Annotated in this window: 15 protein-coding genes; 1 reads left to right on the top strand and 14 read right to left on the bottom strand. The window is 72.3% G+C overall.

Annotated elements, in window-relative coordinates:
- Positions 1 to 97: 97 nt before the first annotated feature.
- The 9 genes from dinB to AB0K12_RS22345 all read right to left on the bottom strand — a co-directional run bounded on the left by dinB (position 98) and on the right by AB0K12_RS22345 (position 9,379).
- Complete coding sequence (gene dinB / locus AB0K12_RS22385) at positions 98 to 1,339, bottom strand: DNA polymerase IV (RefSeq protein WP_364564217.1); 1,242 nt, start codon at positions 1,337 to 1,339, stop codon at positions 98 to 100.
- A gap of 70 nt (positions 1,340 to 1,409) precedes the next feature.
- Entirely contained in the window at positions 1,410 to 2,165 is a 756-nt protein-coding gene (locus tag AB0K12_RS22380) for a methyltransferase domain-containing protein (RefSeq protein WP_364564214.1), read from the bottom strand.
- A 263-nt stretch (positions 2,166 to 2,428) separates the two neighbouring features.
- A complete protein-coding gene (locus AB0K12_RS22375; RefSeq protein WP_364564211.1) occupies positions 2,429 to 2,788 on the bottom strand; it encodes an MmcQ/YjbR family DNA-binding protein in 360 nt (119 codons plus the stop codon).
- A gap of 172 nt (positions 2,789 to 2,960) precedes the next feature.
- On the bottom strand, positions 2,961 to 3,371 hold the full coding sequence (nusB, locus tag AB0K12_RS22370) for a transcription antitermination factor NusB (protein WP_355420633.1): 411 nt from the start codon (positions 3,369 to 3,371) through the stop codon (positions 2,961 to 2,963).
- A 1-nt stretch (position 3,372) separates the two neighbouring features.
- Positions 3,373 to 3,933, bottom strand: a complete 561-nt coding sequence (gene efp, locus AB0K12_RS22365; protein WP_355420631.1) for an elongation factor P — start codon at positions 3,931 to 3,933, stop codon at positions 3,373 to 3,375.
- A 26-nt stretch (positions 3,934 to 3,959) separates the two neighbouring features.
- Positions 3,960 to 5,024: a Xaa-Pro peptidase family protein gene (locus tag AB0K12_RS22360; RefSeq protein ID WP_364564207.1), complete on the bottom strand. Its 1,065-nt coding sequence runs from the start codon at positions 5,022 to 5,024 to the stop codon at positions 3,960 to 3,962.
- Positions 5,025 to 5,110: 86 nt separating this feature from the next.
- A complete protein-coding gene (locus AB0K12_RS22355; RefSeq protein WP_364564204.1) occupies positions 5,111 to 6,697 on the bottom strand; it encodes a serine/threonine-protein kinase in 1,587 nt (528 codons plus the stop codon).
- 149 nt (positions 6,698 to 6,846) lie between these two features.
- The gene (locus AB0K12_RS22350; RefSeq protein ID WP_364564201.1) at positions 6,847 to 8,127 is read right to left on the bottom strand and encodes a dicarboxylate/amino acid:cation symporter; all 1,281 of its coding nucleotides are present in this window, start codon (positions 8,125 to 8,127) and stop codon (positions 6,847 to 6,849) included.
- A gap of 211 nt (positions 8,128 to 8,338) precedes the next feature.
- Complete coding sequence (locus AB0K12_RS22345; protein ID WP_364564198.1) at positions 8,339 to 9,379, bottom strand: LLM class F420-dependent oxidoreductase; 1,041 nt, start codon at positions 9,377 to 9,379, stop codon at positions 8,339 to 8,341.
- A 91-nt stretch (positions 9,380 to 9,470) separates the two neighbouring features.
- Between AB0K12_RS22345 and AB0K12_RS22340 the strand changes: the two genes are divergently transcribed.
- Positions 9,471 to 10,358 carry an endonuclease/exonuclease/phosphatase family protein gene (locus tag AB0K12_RS22340; protein ID WP_364564195.1) on the top strand — a complete coding sequence of 296 codons (888 nt, stop codon included), beginning with the start codon at positions 9,471 to 9,473 and terminating at the stop codon, positions 10,356 to 10,358.
- Here AB0K12_RS22340 and AB0K12_RS22335 read toward each other — a convergent pair.
- From AB0K12_RS22335 to AB0K12_RS22315, 5 genes are read right to left on the bottom strand one after another with little or no spacing between them, the layout of a single operon-like run.
- Positions 10,355 to 10,924 (bottom strand): nucleotidyltransferase family protein, encoded by a 570-nt coding sequence (locus AB0K12_RS22335; RefSeq protein ID WP_364564192.1) that lies wholly within the window; start codon positions 10,922 to 10,924, stop codon positions 10,355 to 10,357. The genes AB0K12_RS22340 and AB0K12_RS22335 overlap by 4 nt on opposite strands.
- Positions 10,921 to 12,012 (bottom strand): XdhC/CoxI family protein, encoded by a 1,092-nt coding sequence (locus AB0K12_RS22330; protein ID WP_364564189.1) that lies wholly within the window; start codon positions 12,010 to 12,012, stop codon positions 10,921 to 10,923. The genes AB0K12_RS22335 and AB0K12_RS22330 overlap by 4 nt, the downstream gene beginning before the upstream one ends.
- Positions 12,005 to 13,087, bottom strand: coding sequence for a VWA domain-containing protein (locus tag AB0K12_RS22325; protein ID WP_364564186.1), 1,083 nt, complete (start codon positions 13,085 to 13,087; stop codon positions 12,005 to 12,007). The genes AB0K12_RS22330 and AB0K12_RS22325 overlap by 8 nt, the downstream gene beginning before the upstream one ends.
- Positions 13,080 to 13,985, bottom strand: a complete 906-nt coding sequence (locus AB0K12_RS22320; protein WP_364564183.1) for a MoxR family ATPase — start codon at positions 13,983 to 13,985, stop codon at positions 13,080 to 13,082. The genes AB0K12_RS22325 and AB0K12_RS22320 overlap by 8 nt, the downstream gene beginning before the upstream one ends.
- 48 nt (positions 13,986 to 14,033) lie before the next feature.
- A complete protein-coding gene (locus tag AB0K12_RS22315) occupies positions 14,034 to 14,489 on the bottom strand; it encodes a PH domain-containing protein (RefSeq protein WP_364564180.1) in 456 nt (151 codons plus the stop codon).
- Between the last annotated feature and the right edge of the window lie 6 nt (positions 14,490 to 14,495).

Raw genomic sequence — 14,495 nt, 5'->3', positions numbered from 1 at the left:
AACCGGAGGTGACGTCATGGCTCTATTGTGGCCCATCTCGCCCCCCTCTCCCCAAAATCCTGACACGGACGCCCCCAGCAAGTCCTGACATCGAACGTCATGTCTCTATTTCATCAAGCTTGCCACGTACCAGCGACGCAGGGAGCACCGCATCGGGACCGAATCTGCGAATCGCGCGATCCATGGCCCGCTCCGCCTCGCGCCACCCGGTCTCCCTCTCGCCGAGACTGAGCTGCCGGGTGGCCTCGCCGGCCGGTCGGAGGTTCTCCATCCGGACCCCCACCAGGCGCAGCCGCACCCGCTGGAGCCCGGCCGCCTCGTACAGCTCGCAGGCTGTGGCGTAAATCACCTGAGCCACGTCGGTCGGCTCACGCAGCGTGCGCGACCGGCTGATCGTGGTGAAATCGGCTCGGCGTAGCTTCACACTTACAGTTCTTCCCACGTGACCGGCCTTACGCATGCGAGCGGCGACCCGCTCCGACAGCCGCAGCAGCTCACGCTTGATCACGTCGGGATCGTCGACGTCGGCGGCGAACGTCTCCTCGTTGCCGATGCTCTTGTCGGGGACGTGGGCGGTCACAGGACGCTCGTCGCGCCCCCAGGCCAGCGCCGCCAGATGGCCGCCCACCGCCTGCCCCAGCTCGCGCTGGAGGGTGGTGGGCGGGACCCTCGCGAGGTCGCCGACCGTGCGGATGCCGAGGCGTACCAGGGACTGCTCGGTGCGCTCGCCGACGCCCCACAGGGCCGAGACGGGCAGCGGGTGGAGGAAGTCGACCACCTCGTCGGCGGGCACCACCAGCAGCCCGTCGGGCTTGCACTGCTTGGAGGCGAGCTTTGCGATGAATTTGCTGCTCGCCACGCCCACGGAGCACGTGATGCCGTAGCGCTCCGACACCTGCTCCCTGATCATGGCGGCCACCGTCGCGGGCGGGCCGAGCCGCCGCCTCGCACCTCCCACGTCGAGGAACGCCTCGTCGGACGCGATGGGCTCGACCAGCGGGGTGATGGCGTGGAAGATCTCCATGACGCCCTTGGAGACCTCGGAGTATTTGCCGTGGCTCGGCGGGATGATCGTGGCCTGCGGGCAGAGCCGGCGCGCCCGGCTCATCGGCATCGCCGAGTGCACGCCGAACGCCCTCGCCTCGTAGGTGGCGCTGAGCACGACGCCGCGCCCGGCCGGTGAGCCCACGATCACCGGACGCCCCTTCAGCTCGGGCCGCTCGAGCAGCTCGACGCTGGCGTAGAAGGCGTCCATGTCGACGTGGAGGATCGGGCAGCCGCTGTCATCGACCCCGGTCCGCGGAGCGGGGCCGATGCCGGTGATCTGCTTGCGAGACACGCCGCCGATTCTATCCGAACAAGCGTTCTACACCGAGGGGAGCGGTCATCGATTCTTCCCTTCCGCGGGCTCAGGGCCGGTGGGCGAGCACGTGCAGCTGCGTCGCGACGTCGCGCAGCACGGGATGGGTGGAGGCGGCCTGCTCCAGCGCGACCAGCGCCTCGGCGGCGCCCGGCTCGCCGTCGAGCAGCCGGCTCGGCACCAGGTCGGCGAAGACGCGTACGCCGTGGATGGAGCCGATCGTGAACCCGGTGGCGCCCAGCAGCTCGGTCAGCGTCTCGGCGGAGAAGCGGCGCGGCGTCGGGTCGCGGTCGCCCCAGGTGCCGCCCGGGTCGCCCAGCACGGCCCTGGCCTCGTCGAACTGCCCGGCCAGCGCCCGGTGGATGGCGCTGGCGACCGGGTTGGCGGCCAGCACGCTGACCGTGCCGCCCCTGCGCAGCAGCCCGGCCACCGCGGTGAGCGCGCTGATCGGGTCTTCGACGTATTCGAGCACGCTGTGGCACAGGACCAGGTCGGCGGCGTCGCGGCTGAGCAGCTCGCCCAGGTCGGCGGCGTCGCCCTGGAGGCCGCGCACGCTCACGCCGCGCTCCTTGGCGCGGCGCTCCAGCGCGGCCAGCGAGTCGGGGCTCGGGTCGACGACGGTGACGGAGTGGCCGAGCTCGGCCAGCGGCACGGCGAACCCGCCGGTGCCGCCGCCGGCGTCGACGATGTCGAGCGACGTCCGCCCGGTGGCCGCCGTGCGCTCGGCCAGCATGGACCGCAACGCGTCCCAGACGACGGCGGTGCGCACCGCCGGGGTCCTCGTGGTGACGCCTTCTGCACGCAACCTCGGCTCGCCTCCCTCTCCGCCGCGACCGGCGCCCCACGGGCGGCTCCCGGGTCGACCGGGCGGCCGCCGCGAGACGCGGCTCGCGCGTCTCGCGAAACGTGCACTTCGCGGACGGCTTTCTCCATGGACGGGCCCCAGCCTACGCCGTACGCGGGAGCATCCGCTCCCCGCTGAAGGACCCATTACCGGAAAGCCGTCACGCCACCGTCTGAGCGGCGCTCGGCCCTGTGGGCGGCGGCCGGGGTCATTCCTCGTCGCGGTCAGCCGCGCCCGTGGCCGTCAGCCGGCTCTGTGGCGGCCGCCAGGCCCTTGGGAGCGCGCAGCCGCCACGCCTCCGCCAGCAGCTCGCCCAGCTCGCCGGGATCGACGGCCGCCAGCCGCACGAGCACGATCGCGTGCCCGTCGTAGTGGGGCGTGGTGGTGAACGTGGCGGGCTCCGCGGTCAGGAGCTCGTGCTTGTGCTCCTCGGACGGCACCGGGAGCACCAGCAGGTCGCCCTCCTCGCGCATCCGGGCGAACCACTTGCCGCGCACGTAGAAGGCGGGCGTGCCGTACATGGCGCGCTCGGCGGTCTCGGGCAGCGCGAGCGCCAGCCGGCGTACGTCGTCCTCTGTCACCATGCGGTCACCCTAGCCAGCGGCACCGACGAAAAACCGGTCGCTCAGCTGCGAGAACGGGAAAAGGGCGCGTCGCGGCTGGTGACGCGCCCCTTATCCGTACGGACCGGCGTGGTTGGAAACGTACCCCGAACATGGCCCTCCGGTCCCCCGAAACGGGGTACCTAATGGGTGTCTAAAGGGTGAGGCTTGGCTTGAGTTGCTTGAAGCGCGCCAGCAGCCCGTTGATGAACTGCGGCGACTCGTCGGTGGACAGCTCCCCCGCCAGGTGCACCCACTCGCTGATGACCACGCCCTCGGGCACGCCGGGCATCCACAACAGCTCGTACGTGCCGCCGCGCAGCAGATTACGGTCGACGGCCGGCATCCGGTCGAGTGTCCAGCCCTCGGCGTAGGTCGTGATGAGTTCGTCGATGCGCGCGTGGTGCCTGGCGACCCCCTCGACGAGGGCCGAGGTGTATTCGTTGACCGGCGGCTCCTGCCGCTCCACGCGCTCGGCGAGGATCTTCAGCGGATCCTCGTCGCGCAGCTCGGCCTCGAAGAGGATGTCGAGCGCTCTCCTGCGTGCTTTGCCGCGTGCCGACACCTCAGGCCCGGCCGAGGTATTCGCCGCTGCGGGTGTCGACCTTGACCTTTTCGCCGGTGGTGATGAACAGCGGCACCTTGATCTCGGCGCCGGTCTCCAGCGTGGCCGGCTTGGTGCCGCCGGTGGAGCGGTCGCCCTGCAGGCCGGGCTCGGTGTTGGAGATGGTCAGCTCGACGGCGGCGGGCAGGTCGACGTAGAGCGCGGAGCCCTCGTTGAACGCGACCGTGGCCAGGGTGTTCTCCAGCATGTAGTTGGCCGCGGTGCCGACGGTGCCGGCCGGCACGTTGACCATGTCGTAGGTCTCGGTGTCCATGAACACGAACTCGTCGCCGTCCTTGTACGAGTACTGCATCTCGCGCTTGTCGACGTTGGCCACCTCGACCTTCACCCCGGCGTTGAAGGTCTTGTCGACGACCTTGCCGGAGAGGACGTTCTTGAGCTTGGTGCGCACGAACGCGCCGCCCTTGCCCGGCTTGACGTGCTGGAACTCGACAACGCTCCAGAGCTCACCGCCCTCGAGCTTCAGCACCATGCCGTTCTTGAGGTCGTTGGTCGTCGCCACTCGTTCTTCTCCCGCGTGCGGCCGCTCTAAAGGACGAGCAGCTCCTTGGTCGTCTTGGTGAAGAGTTCCGGCCCGCCCTCACGTGTCACGAGCGTGTCCTCGATGCGAACCCCGCCCCGGTCCGGGAGGTAGACCCCCGGCTCGACGGTGATCGGAACTCGATCCTCTAGTCTACCGGTCCTCGACGGGCCGAGGAACGGCTCCTCGTGGATCTCCAGGCCGACACCGTGGCCGAGACCGTGCCTGAAGTGCTCGCCGTGGCCCGCCCGCGCCACGACCGACCTGGCCGCGGAGTCGACCTCCCGGGCCCCGGCGCCAGGGGTCAGGGCGTGCCGTCCGGCCCGCTGGGCCTCGGCGACGAGGTCGTACAGCTCGCGCTGCCAGGCGGCGGGCGGGCCCAGGCTGACGGTGCGCGTCATGTCGGCGTGGTAGCCCTGGTAGCGGGCGCCGAAGTCGATGGTGACCAGGTCTCCGGCGCGCAGCTCGCGGCCGGTGGGGCTGTGGTGCGGCACCGCGCCGTTCTCCCCCGCCGCCACGATCGTGTCGAACGCGGGCTTGTCGGCGCCCAGCTCGGCCATCCGCTGCTCCAGCAGGCGGGCCAGCTCGCGCTCGGTCATGCCGGGGGCGATGCGCGGCGCGACGTCCGCGAACGCCTGGTCGGTGATCGCGCAGGCGGTGCGGATGAGGTCGAGCTCCTGCTCGTCCTTGACCGCGCGCAGCCGCTCCACGACCGGCCCGAGCGGCACGAGACCCTCGCCCAGCCGCAGGTACGTGGCCACGCTCATGCACGCCGCCTCGATGCCCACCCCTCTGGTGCCCTCCTGGGCGCCGGGGCTGGGCGTGAGCAGCCGCGCCGCGACGTCGGCCGCCTCCACCACGGGCAGGTCGAGCGCCCTGGCCGCGCCGATGTAGCGGTTGTCGGTGGCCAGCACCGCGCCGCCGTCGGCGCCCACCAGGACGCCGGCGTTGGAGCTGGCCAGGCCGGTCAGGTAGCGGACGTTGACCGGCGAGGTGACGAGCAGCGCGTGGACCTCGTGGCCGGCCAGCGACGCGGCCAGCCGCGCCCGCCGCGCCGCGTAGTCGAAGGTCATTCCGCCAATCTACGCCCCCCGGGCGGCAAGGACACCGCCGCACGCGCCCGCCCCGGCCCGTGCTGGGCGCGGCCCCCGGGTGGTGGTCAGTGGCCGGGCACGCGCCAGTCGCGCATGAATTCGGCGGCCGGGCCGGAGGACCGCATGTCGCCCTTCTCCTGGGCACGCAGCAGGTCGCGGTAGACGCCGGCCACGTGGTTGAGCGTCGAGTCGAGGTGGCCTTCGCCGAGCTTCCTCGCGGCCTTCCTGAGCTTCTCGCGGGCCTTGCCGGAGACGCGGGGGTCGATGCCGCCCGCCGCCTCCTGCGCCATGAGGGCCTGGTCGAAGCGCTTGAGCCAGGTGTCGTACCCGCCGGCCGGCTCGGACCTGCCGCCGAGGGTGGCCTTGGGCGTCACGGCCTCGTTCAGCGAGGTGATGTCGTCCTCGCCGATCGTGGCCACGGTCTCCGGCGTGGGGTCGGGGCTGGGCGGCGGCGAGCTGGGCTCGACCTCCTCCAGCGTGTCGGTCGGGACGACGGTCGGGGTGGTCTCCGCGACCGGCTGCTCCTCGCGCTGCCCCGCGATCGAGACCATGACCACGGTCACGGCCGCGATGACGGCGACGGCGATGCCGATCTGCAGGATCAGCTTGCGGTTACGGGCTCCCGACGGCGGCTCGGGCTCCAGGTCGGCGGCCTGGAAGACGGCGGTGTCACCGGCCCGCGGCGGCACGGCGTAGACCTCGGTGGCGCCGGCCCCCTGCCCGAGCCCGGCCCCGCGCAGCGAGGCCCCGGTCTGCGGCATGCCCCCGGGTACGGGGCCGGTCCGGGGCGGGACGCCGCCATGGGGAAAGGCGCCGGTCTGGGGCGCGACGCCGCCGTCGGGGAAGGCGCCGGTCTGGGGCGTGGCGGCGGGCTTGGGGCGGGCGATGGCGGCGAGCGTACGCCTGATGGACTCGCCGCTGCCCGGCCGCCTGGCGGGGTCGTCGGCGAGCATGGCGAGCACCAGCCGGTCCAGCTCGGCGGGCACCTCGGCCCTGATGCTGCTGGGCGGCGCCACCTGGCCCCTGGGCGCGTCGTCGTCGAAGGGCGGGCGCCCGCACAGCAGCTCGTAGCAGACGCAGCCGAGCGCGTAGATGTCGCCGGGCGCCTCGGCGGGCTCGCCGGGGACCCGCTCGGGGGCGGCGTAGCGGCCGCTGCCGCGTACGGGCTCGCGCCCGTCCATCCCGAACCCGACGACCTTGAGCACGCCGCTGGCGGCCATCCTGAAGGCGTCGGGGTCGACCTGCCCGTGCACGACGCCGGCCCGGTGCGCGGCGTCGAGCCCGGCGGCGGCCTGCCCGATCAGGTCGCACACCTCGACGATGGTCAGGCTGCCGCGCGCGGCGAGCTCCTCGCCCAGGCTGAGCCCGGTCAGGTGCTCCATGACGAGGAACGGCGCCCCGTCGTGCTCGCCGACGTCCAGGACCATGGCGACGTTGGGGTGGATGACCTTGGCGACGGCCTGGGCGTGCTGCCTGAGCACCTCGCGGGTGGCCGGGCCGGCCGCTCTGGCGCCGAGCACCTTGACGGCCACGACCCAGTCGGCCCGCGTGTCGTACCCTCGCCACACCTCGCCCATCGGGCCGCTGCCGATGCGCTCGTCGAGCCGGTACCGGCCGGCGATCAAGGAGGGCGCGCGCTCCGCGTCGGACATATCCCCGCCAAATACTCAGAAATCAGGATTATCAGGATTTCCGACTTACCATAGGCCCCCGCGGCCCCCGACGCCCCGCGTACACGCTGCCAGGCCGCGTACGGGCAGGAAAAAGGGGGGCGGTGCACCCGCCCCCCTTCCTCACGGGCTCAGGCCGTCGCGGGCTCCGCCACGCGGGTCACGCGCGGCTGGTCGAGCGGCTGCGGCGGCGCGTTGAAGACGGCCGTGTCGAGGCGGCCCTCCGAGCGCGCCACCAGCACCGGGACGACCATCTGCCCGGTCACGTTGGTCGCGGTGCGGATCATGTCCAGGATCGGGTCGATGGCCAGCAGCAGGCCGACGCCTTCCAGCGGCAGGCCCAGCGTGCTGAGCGTGAGCGTCAGCATGACGGTCGCGCCGGTCAGGCCCGCCGTGGCGGCCGAGCCGACCACGGAGACGAACGCGATGAGCAGGTAGTCGCCCACCCCGAGCTGGATGCCGAACACCTGGGCCACGAAGATCGCGGCGAGCGCCGGGTAGACCGAGGCGCAGCCGTCCATCTTGGTGGTCGCGCCGAACGGCACGGCGAAGGAGGCGTAGTCGGCGTCCACGCCGTTGCGCTCGACCGAGACCCGCTGCGTCAGCGGCAGCGTGCCGACCGAGGAGCGGGAGACGAACGCCAGCTCGATCGCGGGCCAGGCGTTGCGGAAGAACCGGACCGGGCTCACCTTGCCCCAGAAGGCCAGCAGGGCCGGGTAGACGGCCAGCAGCACGATGAAGCAGCCGATGTAGACGCCGGCGCTGAACTTGGCGAGCGGGGCGAGCAGGTCCCACCCGTACGTGGAGACGGCCTTGCCGATCAGACCGGCGGTGCCGATCGGGGCGAGCCTGATGACCCACCACAGCGCCTTCTGCACCAGCTCCAGGACGGAACGGGCGAGGTTCAGGAACGGCTCGGCCTTGTCGCCGGCGGCCAGGGCGGCCGCGCCGAGCACGACGCCGAGGAAGACGATCTGGAGGACCTCGACCTCGGTGAAGGCGGTGACGATGTTCGTGGGCAGGATGCCGGTGACGAAGTCGAGCCAGGTGCCGGCGTGCTCGGGCGCCTTGGCCGCGCCGGTGTCGAGGGTGACGCCCTGGCCGGGGTTGATGAGCAGGCCGAGCCCGATGGCCAGCGCCACCGAGACGGCCGCGGTGATGAGGAACCAGACCAGCGTCTTGGTGGCGAGCCTGGCGGCGCCGTTGACGTTGCGCAGGTTGGCCACGCTGACCAGGACCGCGGTGAAGACGAGTGGCGGTACGGCGAGCTTGAGCAGCTGGACGAAGATCGAGCCGACCTTGGTGAGTGTCTCGGCGAGCCAGGCCACGTCCCAGATCTTGGCGACGAAGCCGAGGGCGATGCCGACGGCGAGGCCCAGCAGCAACTGCAGGGAGAAGGTGAATCTCTTCACGGGGGGATGCCTTCGCATGCGGGCATGCCAGAGGCATGCCGGGGTGAGGGAGTTGACGACAGGGACGAGAGCGGCGTCAGCTACAGAGCGATCCGTGCAGCCGGCACAGATCGATGTGCAGCCGCTCGATGAGCCACACGATCACCACGGAAAACCTCACAGCCCGGCATAACCATCAGGAAATGTGGCAAATTCCCCGACGGAGTGTGATCTACGCCACGATCTCCTTGATCTGCTCGATGAGCCTCACCCGGTCCTCGTGCGTCTTGGCGATCGGCGCCACGTTCAGGGTGGTCACCCCCGACTCCTTCAGCGCCCGCACCCGGTCGCGCACGAAGCCCTCACTGCCGATGAGCGAGGTCTTCTCCAGCAGCTCGGCCGGGACCAGCGCGGCGGCCTCGTCCTTCTTGCCCTCCAGGTAGAGGTCCTGGATCTGCTCGGCCTCCTTCTCGTAGCCGTAGCGCCTGGCCAGGTCGTTGTAGAAATTGCGGCCCTTGGCGCCCATGCCGCCGATGTAGAGGGCGGCCATCGGCCGGCCGAACTCGCGCAGCCCCGCCACGTCGTCGCCGATCGCCAGCGTGGCGTGCGCGACGACGTCGAGCTCGCCCAGCTCGGGGTCGCGCTTCGCCTTGCCCGCGGCCAGCGAGGCGCCCCAGACGTCGGCGGCCTTCTCCGGCAGGTAGAAGATCGGCTCCCAGCCCTCGGCCAGCTCGGCGGTCAGCTCGACGTTCTTGGGGCCGATGGCGGCGATCATGATGGGGATGCGGGGGCGTACGGGGTGGTTGATCAGCTTGAGCGGCTTGCCCAGGCCGGTGCCCTGGCCGGGCGGGAGCGGCACGGTGTAGTGGCGGCCGTCGTACTGGACGCGCTCGCGCCGCCAGACCTGGCGGCAGATCTCGATGACCTCCCGCGTACGCCCGAGCGGCGCGGTGTACGGCACCCCGTGGAAGCCCTCGATCACCTGCGGCCCCGACGCGCCGAGCCCCAGCGTGAACCGCCCGTCGGAGACGTAGTCGAGCCCGGCGGCCGTCATGGCGAGCAGGGTCGGCGTGCGCGAGTAGATCGGCAGGATGCCGGAGGCGATCTGCAGCCGCTCGGTCCTGGCCGCGATGTAGCCCATCTGGCTGACGGCGTCGAAGGAGTAGGCCTCGGCCACGAACACGATGTCCAGCCCGGCCTTCTCGTAGTCGGCCAGCTCGGCCACCGACTCCTTGAAGCCGCCCGCGTAGTTGAGTGCCATACCGATGCGCATTCAGGGCTCCCACTGACCGAATGATGTTCTGTTGAGACGGCACCATGCTATCGCGCCGGTCCGCCGGGCAGGAGCGGCTAGCCTGGATCAGGTGCTGAAGCGGGTCGTCATCGTCGTCTCTGTCGCGGTTTCGGCGGCCCTGGCGGGCCATCGGCTGATCCCGGCGCTGGGTGGGTTCACCCCCGTCCTGGAGAGCCTGCTGCCGTGGATGGGCCTCGCGGTGCCGCTGCTGCTGGCCTTCGCCGCCGTCGCCCGCTCGACCGGCGCGGTGGCCGCCGCGCTGCTGCCCGGCCTGATCTGGGCCGCCATGTTCGGCTCCACGCTGCTGCGCACCCCGCCTGGCGGTCCGAGCGACCTGGCCGTGGGCACCGTCAACGTGGGGGTGACCAACAACGCGTCGGGCGAGGCCGTACGCGCCATCGCCAAGGACCTCGACCTGCTGGCCGCGCAGGAGCTGACCAGGGGCGGCCCGGCGGCCAAGCAGCTCAACAAGATGTTCAAGCACCACTACGCGGTCAGCACGGTCGGGCTGTGGAGCCGCTACCCGCTCAGCGAGACCAAGCCGCTCGACGTCGGCATGGGCTGGCCGCGCGCCCTGCGCGCGGTCGTCACCACCCCCAAGGGCAAGGTCACCGTCTACGTCATGCACCTCGCCTCGGCCAGGCCCGGCCACACCGCCTCGCGCGACGTCTCCCTGGCCAGGGCGCGCGAGCTCGTCGACGCCGACCCGAGCAAGCGCATCCTGCTGCTCGGCGACCTCAACACCGCCACCACCGACCGCGGCATGAGCGGCCTGACGCCGCCGCTGACCGACGCGCAGAGCGAGGCGGGCGACGGGTTCGGGTTCACCTGGCCGGCCGAGTTCCCGATCACCAGGCCCGACCACATCCTCCACCGCGGCATGACGACGACCGAGGCGGGCGTGGCGCCCGCCACGGGCAGCGACCACCGCGCCGCGATCGCCTCCCTGCGCTTCTAGGAGGGAGGCAGCAGCCGGTCGAGGTCGGCGGGCGTGTCGATGTCGGACGGGTCGCCGTGCCCGTCGCACGGCACCTCGGTGACCAGCTCGGGATGAGCCTTCAGGTACGCCCGCGCCCCCACGTCGCCCACGGCCAGCTCCGCCACCCCGGCGAAGTGCGCACGGGCGATCAGCACCGGGTTGCGGCGCCGCCCGCCGTACGTGGCGACCGCGAGCCCCGCCCCCGAGCCGATCAGCGCGCGGACCGCGCCGGGCCCGATCAGCGGCTGGTCCACCAGCGCCACCACCACCGCCTCCGCCTGCGCGGGCAGCGCGGCCAGCCCGGCGCGCAGCGAGGAGCCCATGCCGCTCGCCCAGTCGGGGTTGCGCACGGTCACCGCGCCGCGCACCTGCACCGTGGCCGCGCCCAGCACGACCACGACCGGATGGCAGCCGCCCTCGGCCAGCAGCCGCACGCCGCGATCGACGAGCCGCTCACCGGCGTACTCGACCAGCGCCTTCGGCCGCCCGAGCCGCGACCCCTCGCCCGCGGCCAGCAGCAGCCCGGCCACCCGCGCGTCCTTCACGGCGTCTCGTGGTGGATGCGGCCCTCCGTGGTGGTCAGCGGCCGGCCAGAGCCGCCCCAGCGCAGCTGGATCAGCTCGGCGGCGATCGACACCGCGGTCTCCTCGGGGGTGCGGGCGCCGAGGTCGAGCCCGATGGGCGAGCGCAGCCTGGCCAGCTCGTCCTCGGTGAGCCCCGACTCGCGCAGCCGCGCCATGCGGTCGTCGTGGGTGCGGCGCGAGCCCATGGCGCCGACGTAGCCCGCGTTCGTGCGCAGCGCCACCTCAAGCAGCGGGACGTCGAACTTGGGGTCGTGGGTCAGCACGCAGATCACCGTACGCTCGTCCACCCGCACCGAGGCGAGGTAGTCGTGCGGCCACTTGACCACGACCTCGTCGGCGTCGGGGAAGCGCTTGGCGGTGGCGAAGACCGGCCGCGCGTCGCACACGGTGACGTGATAGCCGAGGAACTTGCCCACCCTGGCGACGGCGGCGGCGAAGTCGATCGCCCCGAACACCAGCATGCGCGGCGGCGGCGCGAACGACTGCACGAACACCGTGAGGTCGTCCAGCCGCCGCTCCCCCTGACCGCCGTAGTGCCGCAGGCCGGTCAGGCCCTGGGCGAGCATGCCGCGGGCGTCGTCGTCCACCGCGTCGTCGAGGCGCTCGAGGCCGAGGCTGCCGGTGGCGTGGTCGGGCCAGATGATCCGGCGGGCGCCGACCTGGCCTGGCCCTGACACGATGGTGGCCACGGCGACCGGCCGGTGCTCCTCCACCGCCGCCGCGATCTCGCCCAGCTCGGGGAAGGTCTCGATCGAGACCGGCTCGACGAGGATGTCGATGATGCCGCCGCAGGTGAGGCCGACGGCGAAGGCGTCGTCGTCGCTGACGCCGTACCGCTGCAGCAGGGGCGCGTCGGCCTCGGCGGCCAGCTCGAAGACCGCGCCCTCCACGCAGCCGCCCGAGACGCTGCCGACCACCTCGTCGCCGCGCACCGCCATGGCCGCGCCTGGCTGCCGGGGTGCGCTGCTCCAGGTGCCCACCACGGTGGCCAGTCCGAACTTGAGCCCCGACCGCCACCACTTCATGATCTCCGGCAGCACGTCACGCATGGGCGAGCCTTTCGCTGAGTCGCTCGTACGCGGCCAGGCTGTGCCCGGCCACCAGGTCGTCGAGGTGGGGCAGCGCGGCCCGCATGCCGCCCGTGAGCGGCTGGTAGTCGTCATACCCCTTGTGTGGATTGACCCAGATCACCCGGTGCGCCTGCCGGGCGAGCCTGCCCATCTGGGTGCCCAGCAACGCGGGGTCGCCACGCTCCCACCCGTCGGAGGCGATCACCGCGATCGCGCCCCTGGCGCTGTAACGGCCGAGGAACTCCTTCAGTTCCTCACCGAGCCGGGTGCCGCCGCTCCAGTCGGGGATCACCTTGGACACCTCGTTGAGCGCGGTCCCGGGGTCGCGGTGGCGCAGCTCTGCGGTGATCGGGGTGAGCCTGGTGCCGACCGAGAAGACCCTGGTGGCCCTCGGCTCGGTCCTGACCAGCGCGTGGGCGAAGCGCAGCAGCGTCTCGGCGTACGGGGCCATCGAGCCGCTGACGTCCACGAACAGCACGACCTGGCGCGGCCTGGTGGTGTGCCTGCGGCGGCGGAGCCTGGCCACGTCGCCCTTCCTGAGCGCGTCGCGGACGGTGCGGCGCCGGTCGAGGCCGCCCCTGCGGGCGGGCTCGAACCGGCGCGAGCGGCGCCTGGCCCGGCCGTGGCTCAGCAGGGCGAGCATGCGGTGCACCTCGGCCCGCTCTGCCTCGCTCAGCCGGGCCACGTCGCGGTGCCGCAGCACCTCGGCCCTGCTGGCGGCGGCGGGCGCGGCGGTGCCGTCGTCCTCGCCGTCGTCGCCGCCCTCGTCGCCGCCGGGCTCGGCCAGGTGGCGGGTGACGGTCGCGGTCGCCGTACGGGTGAGCGCGGCCTTGTGGCCCCCGAAGTACGCGGCGAAGCAGCGGTCGTAGCGGGGCAGGTCTTCGGGCCCCGCGCACAACGTCAGCCGCCCGGCCCAGTAGACCTCGGCCGGGTCGGTCACATCGAGGTGGTCGAGTGCTCTGAGCAGGCTCTGGGTGCGTTCGTGGTCGGCGGCGACGCCCGCGGCGCGCAGCGTCCGGGCGAACCCCGTCATGGTGGCGACCAGCTCACTCATGGCCGGGCAGCACCTTGTCCAGCAGCCCGTTGCCCAGCACTGCCGCGACGTCCTCCCGGTATTTCAGCGCCGCGCCCAGCGTGGCGGCGGCCCGTCCTGGGTCGAGCTCCTTGGCGCCGAGCGTCAGCAGCGCCTCGGTCCAGTCGAGCGTCTCGGCCACGCCCGGCGGTTTGACCAGGTCCGCCTGCCGCAGCCGGCCGGCCGCGCGGGCGACCTGCGCGGCCAGCGTCTCGGTGCAGGCGGGCAGGCGGCGCCGCAGGATCGCGACCTCGCGCTCGAAGCCGGGATGTTCGAGCCAGTGGTAGAGGCAGCGCCGCTTGAGCGCGTCGTGCACCTCGCGCGTCCTGTTGGAGGTCACCACGACCACCGGCGGGGTCGCGGCCTTCACCGTGCCCAGCTCGGGGATCGAGATCGTGAAGTCGGAGAGCACCTCGAGCAGGAACGCCTCGAACTCGTCGTCGGCCCGGTCGATCTCGTCCACCAGCAGCACGCTCGGCTGCGTCTCGATGGCCTTCAGCAGCGGCCTGGCGATGAGGAAGCGCCGGTCGTAGATCTCGCCCTCCAGGCGGCCGACATCGGTGATCCCGGCGGCCTCCGCGGCCTTGAGGTGGAGGAGCTGGCGGGCGAAGTCCCAGTCGTACAGCGCCTGGGCGGCGTCCAGCCCTTCGTAGCACTGCAGCCTGATGAGCGGCGCGTCCAGCAGCGCGGCCAGCGTCTTGGCCAGCTCGGTCTTGCCGACCCCCGCCTCGCCTTCGAGGAAGAGCGGCCGGCCCATGCGCAGGGCCAGGAAGGCGGCCGTGGCCAGCCCTTCGTCGGCCAGGTAGGAGTGCCGGTCGAGGAGCTCGATCAGCTCGTCGGGCGACTCGATGTCCGTTGCCCTGATTGTCCGCCGCAGCACGCCTTCAGGCTACGTCGCCACCGCGCTCCAGGCGATGGCCGGCGCGGATCATTGCGACTCGCGCGCCTCGCCGCGCTCTCTGATCAGGGCCTCCAGCTCGGCGGTGGCCTGGCGGGCGCGGGCCTTCTCGGAGCCCTGGATGCCCATGGCCCCGATCGTGCGCCCGTCGGAGAAGTCGATGCGCGGCCAGGGGTCGCCCACCAGCAGCGTCACCTCCAGGACCTCGGGCCAGGTGTAGCGGTGGGTGCGGACGGCGTTGACGATCGTGACGCCCTCGTCGTCGGCCTCGACCCTGACCCGGCCGAGCAGGTGCAGTACGTACGCCACCGCGCACCCGAACGCCACGATCGCCACCCGGTCGGCGATCTGGAACGGCGGGGCGATGAGCACCGCCATCACCACCGCCCCCACCACGATCAGCGCGGCGAAGCCGTAGGCGACGACGCGGGCCCGGCGCGGACGCCAGGTGACGGGCAGGGGCGGAGGGGATACGGGCTCTGGCACGAAGGG

Source organism: Nonomuraea sp. NPDC049419 (genome assembly GCF_040676995.1).
In the GTDB taxonomy this organism is placed as follows: domain Bacteria; phylum Actinomycetota; class Actinomycetes; order Streptosporangiales; family Streptosporangiaceae; genus Nonomuraea; species Nonomuraea salmonea.
Note: the sequence above shows the minus strand (reverse complement) of the source record. Positions and strands in the feature narration are given on the sequence as shown.

Coding starts and splice junctions, on each gene's coding strand:
- AB0K12_RS22375 (WP_364564211.1), bottom strand. CDS start 2,788: ATGGTGACAGAGGACGACGTACGCCGGCTGGCGCTCGCGCTGCCCGAG.
- AB0K12_RS22360 (WP_364564207.1), bottom strand. CDS start 5,024: ATGACCTTCGACTACGCGGCGCGGCGGGCGCGGCTGGCCGCGTCGCTG.
- AB0K12_RS22355 (WP_364564204.1), bottom strand. CDS start 6,697: ATGTCCGACGCGGAGCGCGCGCCCTCCTTGATCGCCGGCCGGTACCGG.
- AB0K12_RS22345 (WP_364564198.1), bottom strand. CDS start 9,379: ATGCGCATCGGTATGGCACTCAACTACGCGGGCGGCTTCAAGGAGTCG.
- AB0K12_RS22330 (WP_364564189.1), bottom strand. CDS start 12,012: ATGCGTGACGTGCTGCCGGAGATCATGAAGTGGTGGCGGTCGGGGCTC.
- AB0K12_RS22325 (WP_364564186.1), bottom strand. CDS start 13,087: ATGAGTGAGCTGGTCGCCACCATGACGGGGTTCGCCCGGACGCTGCGC.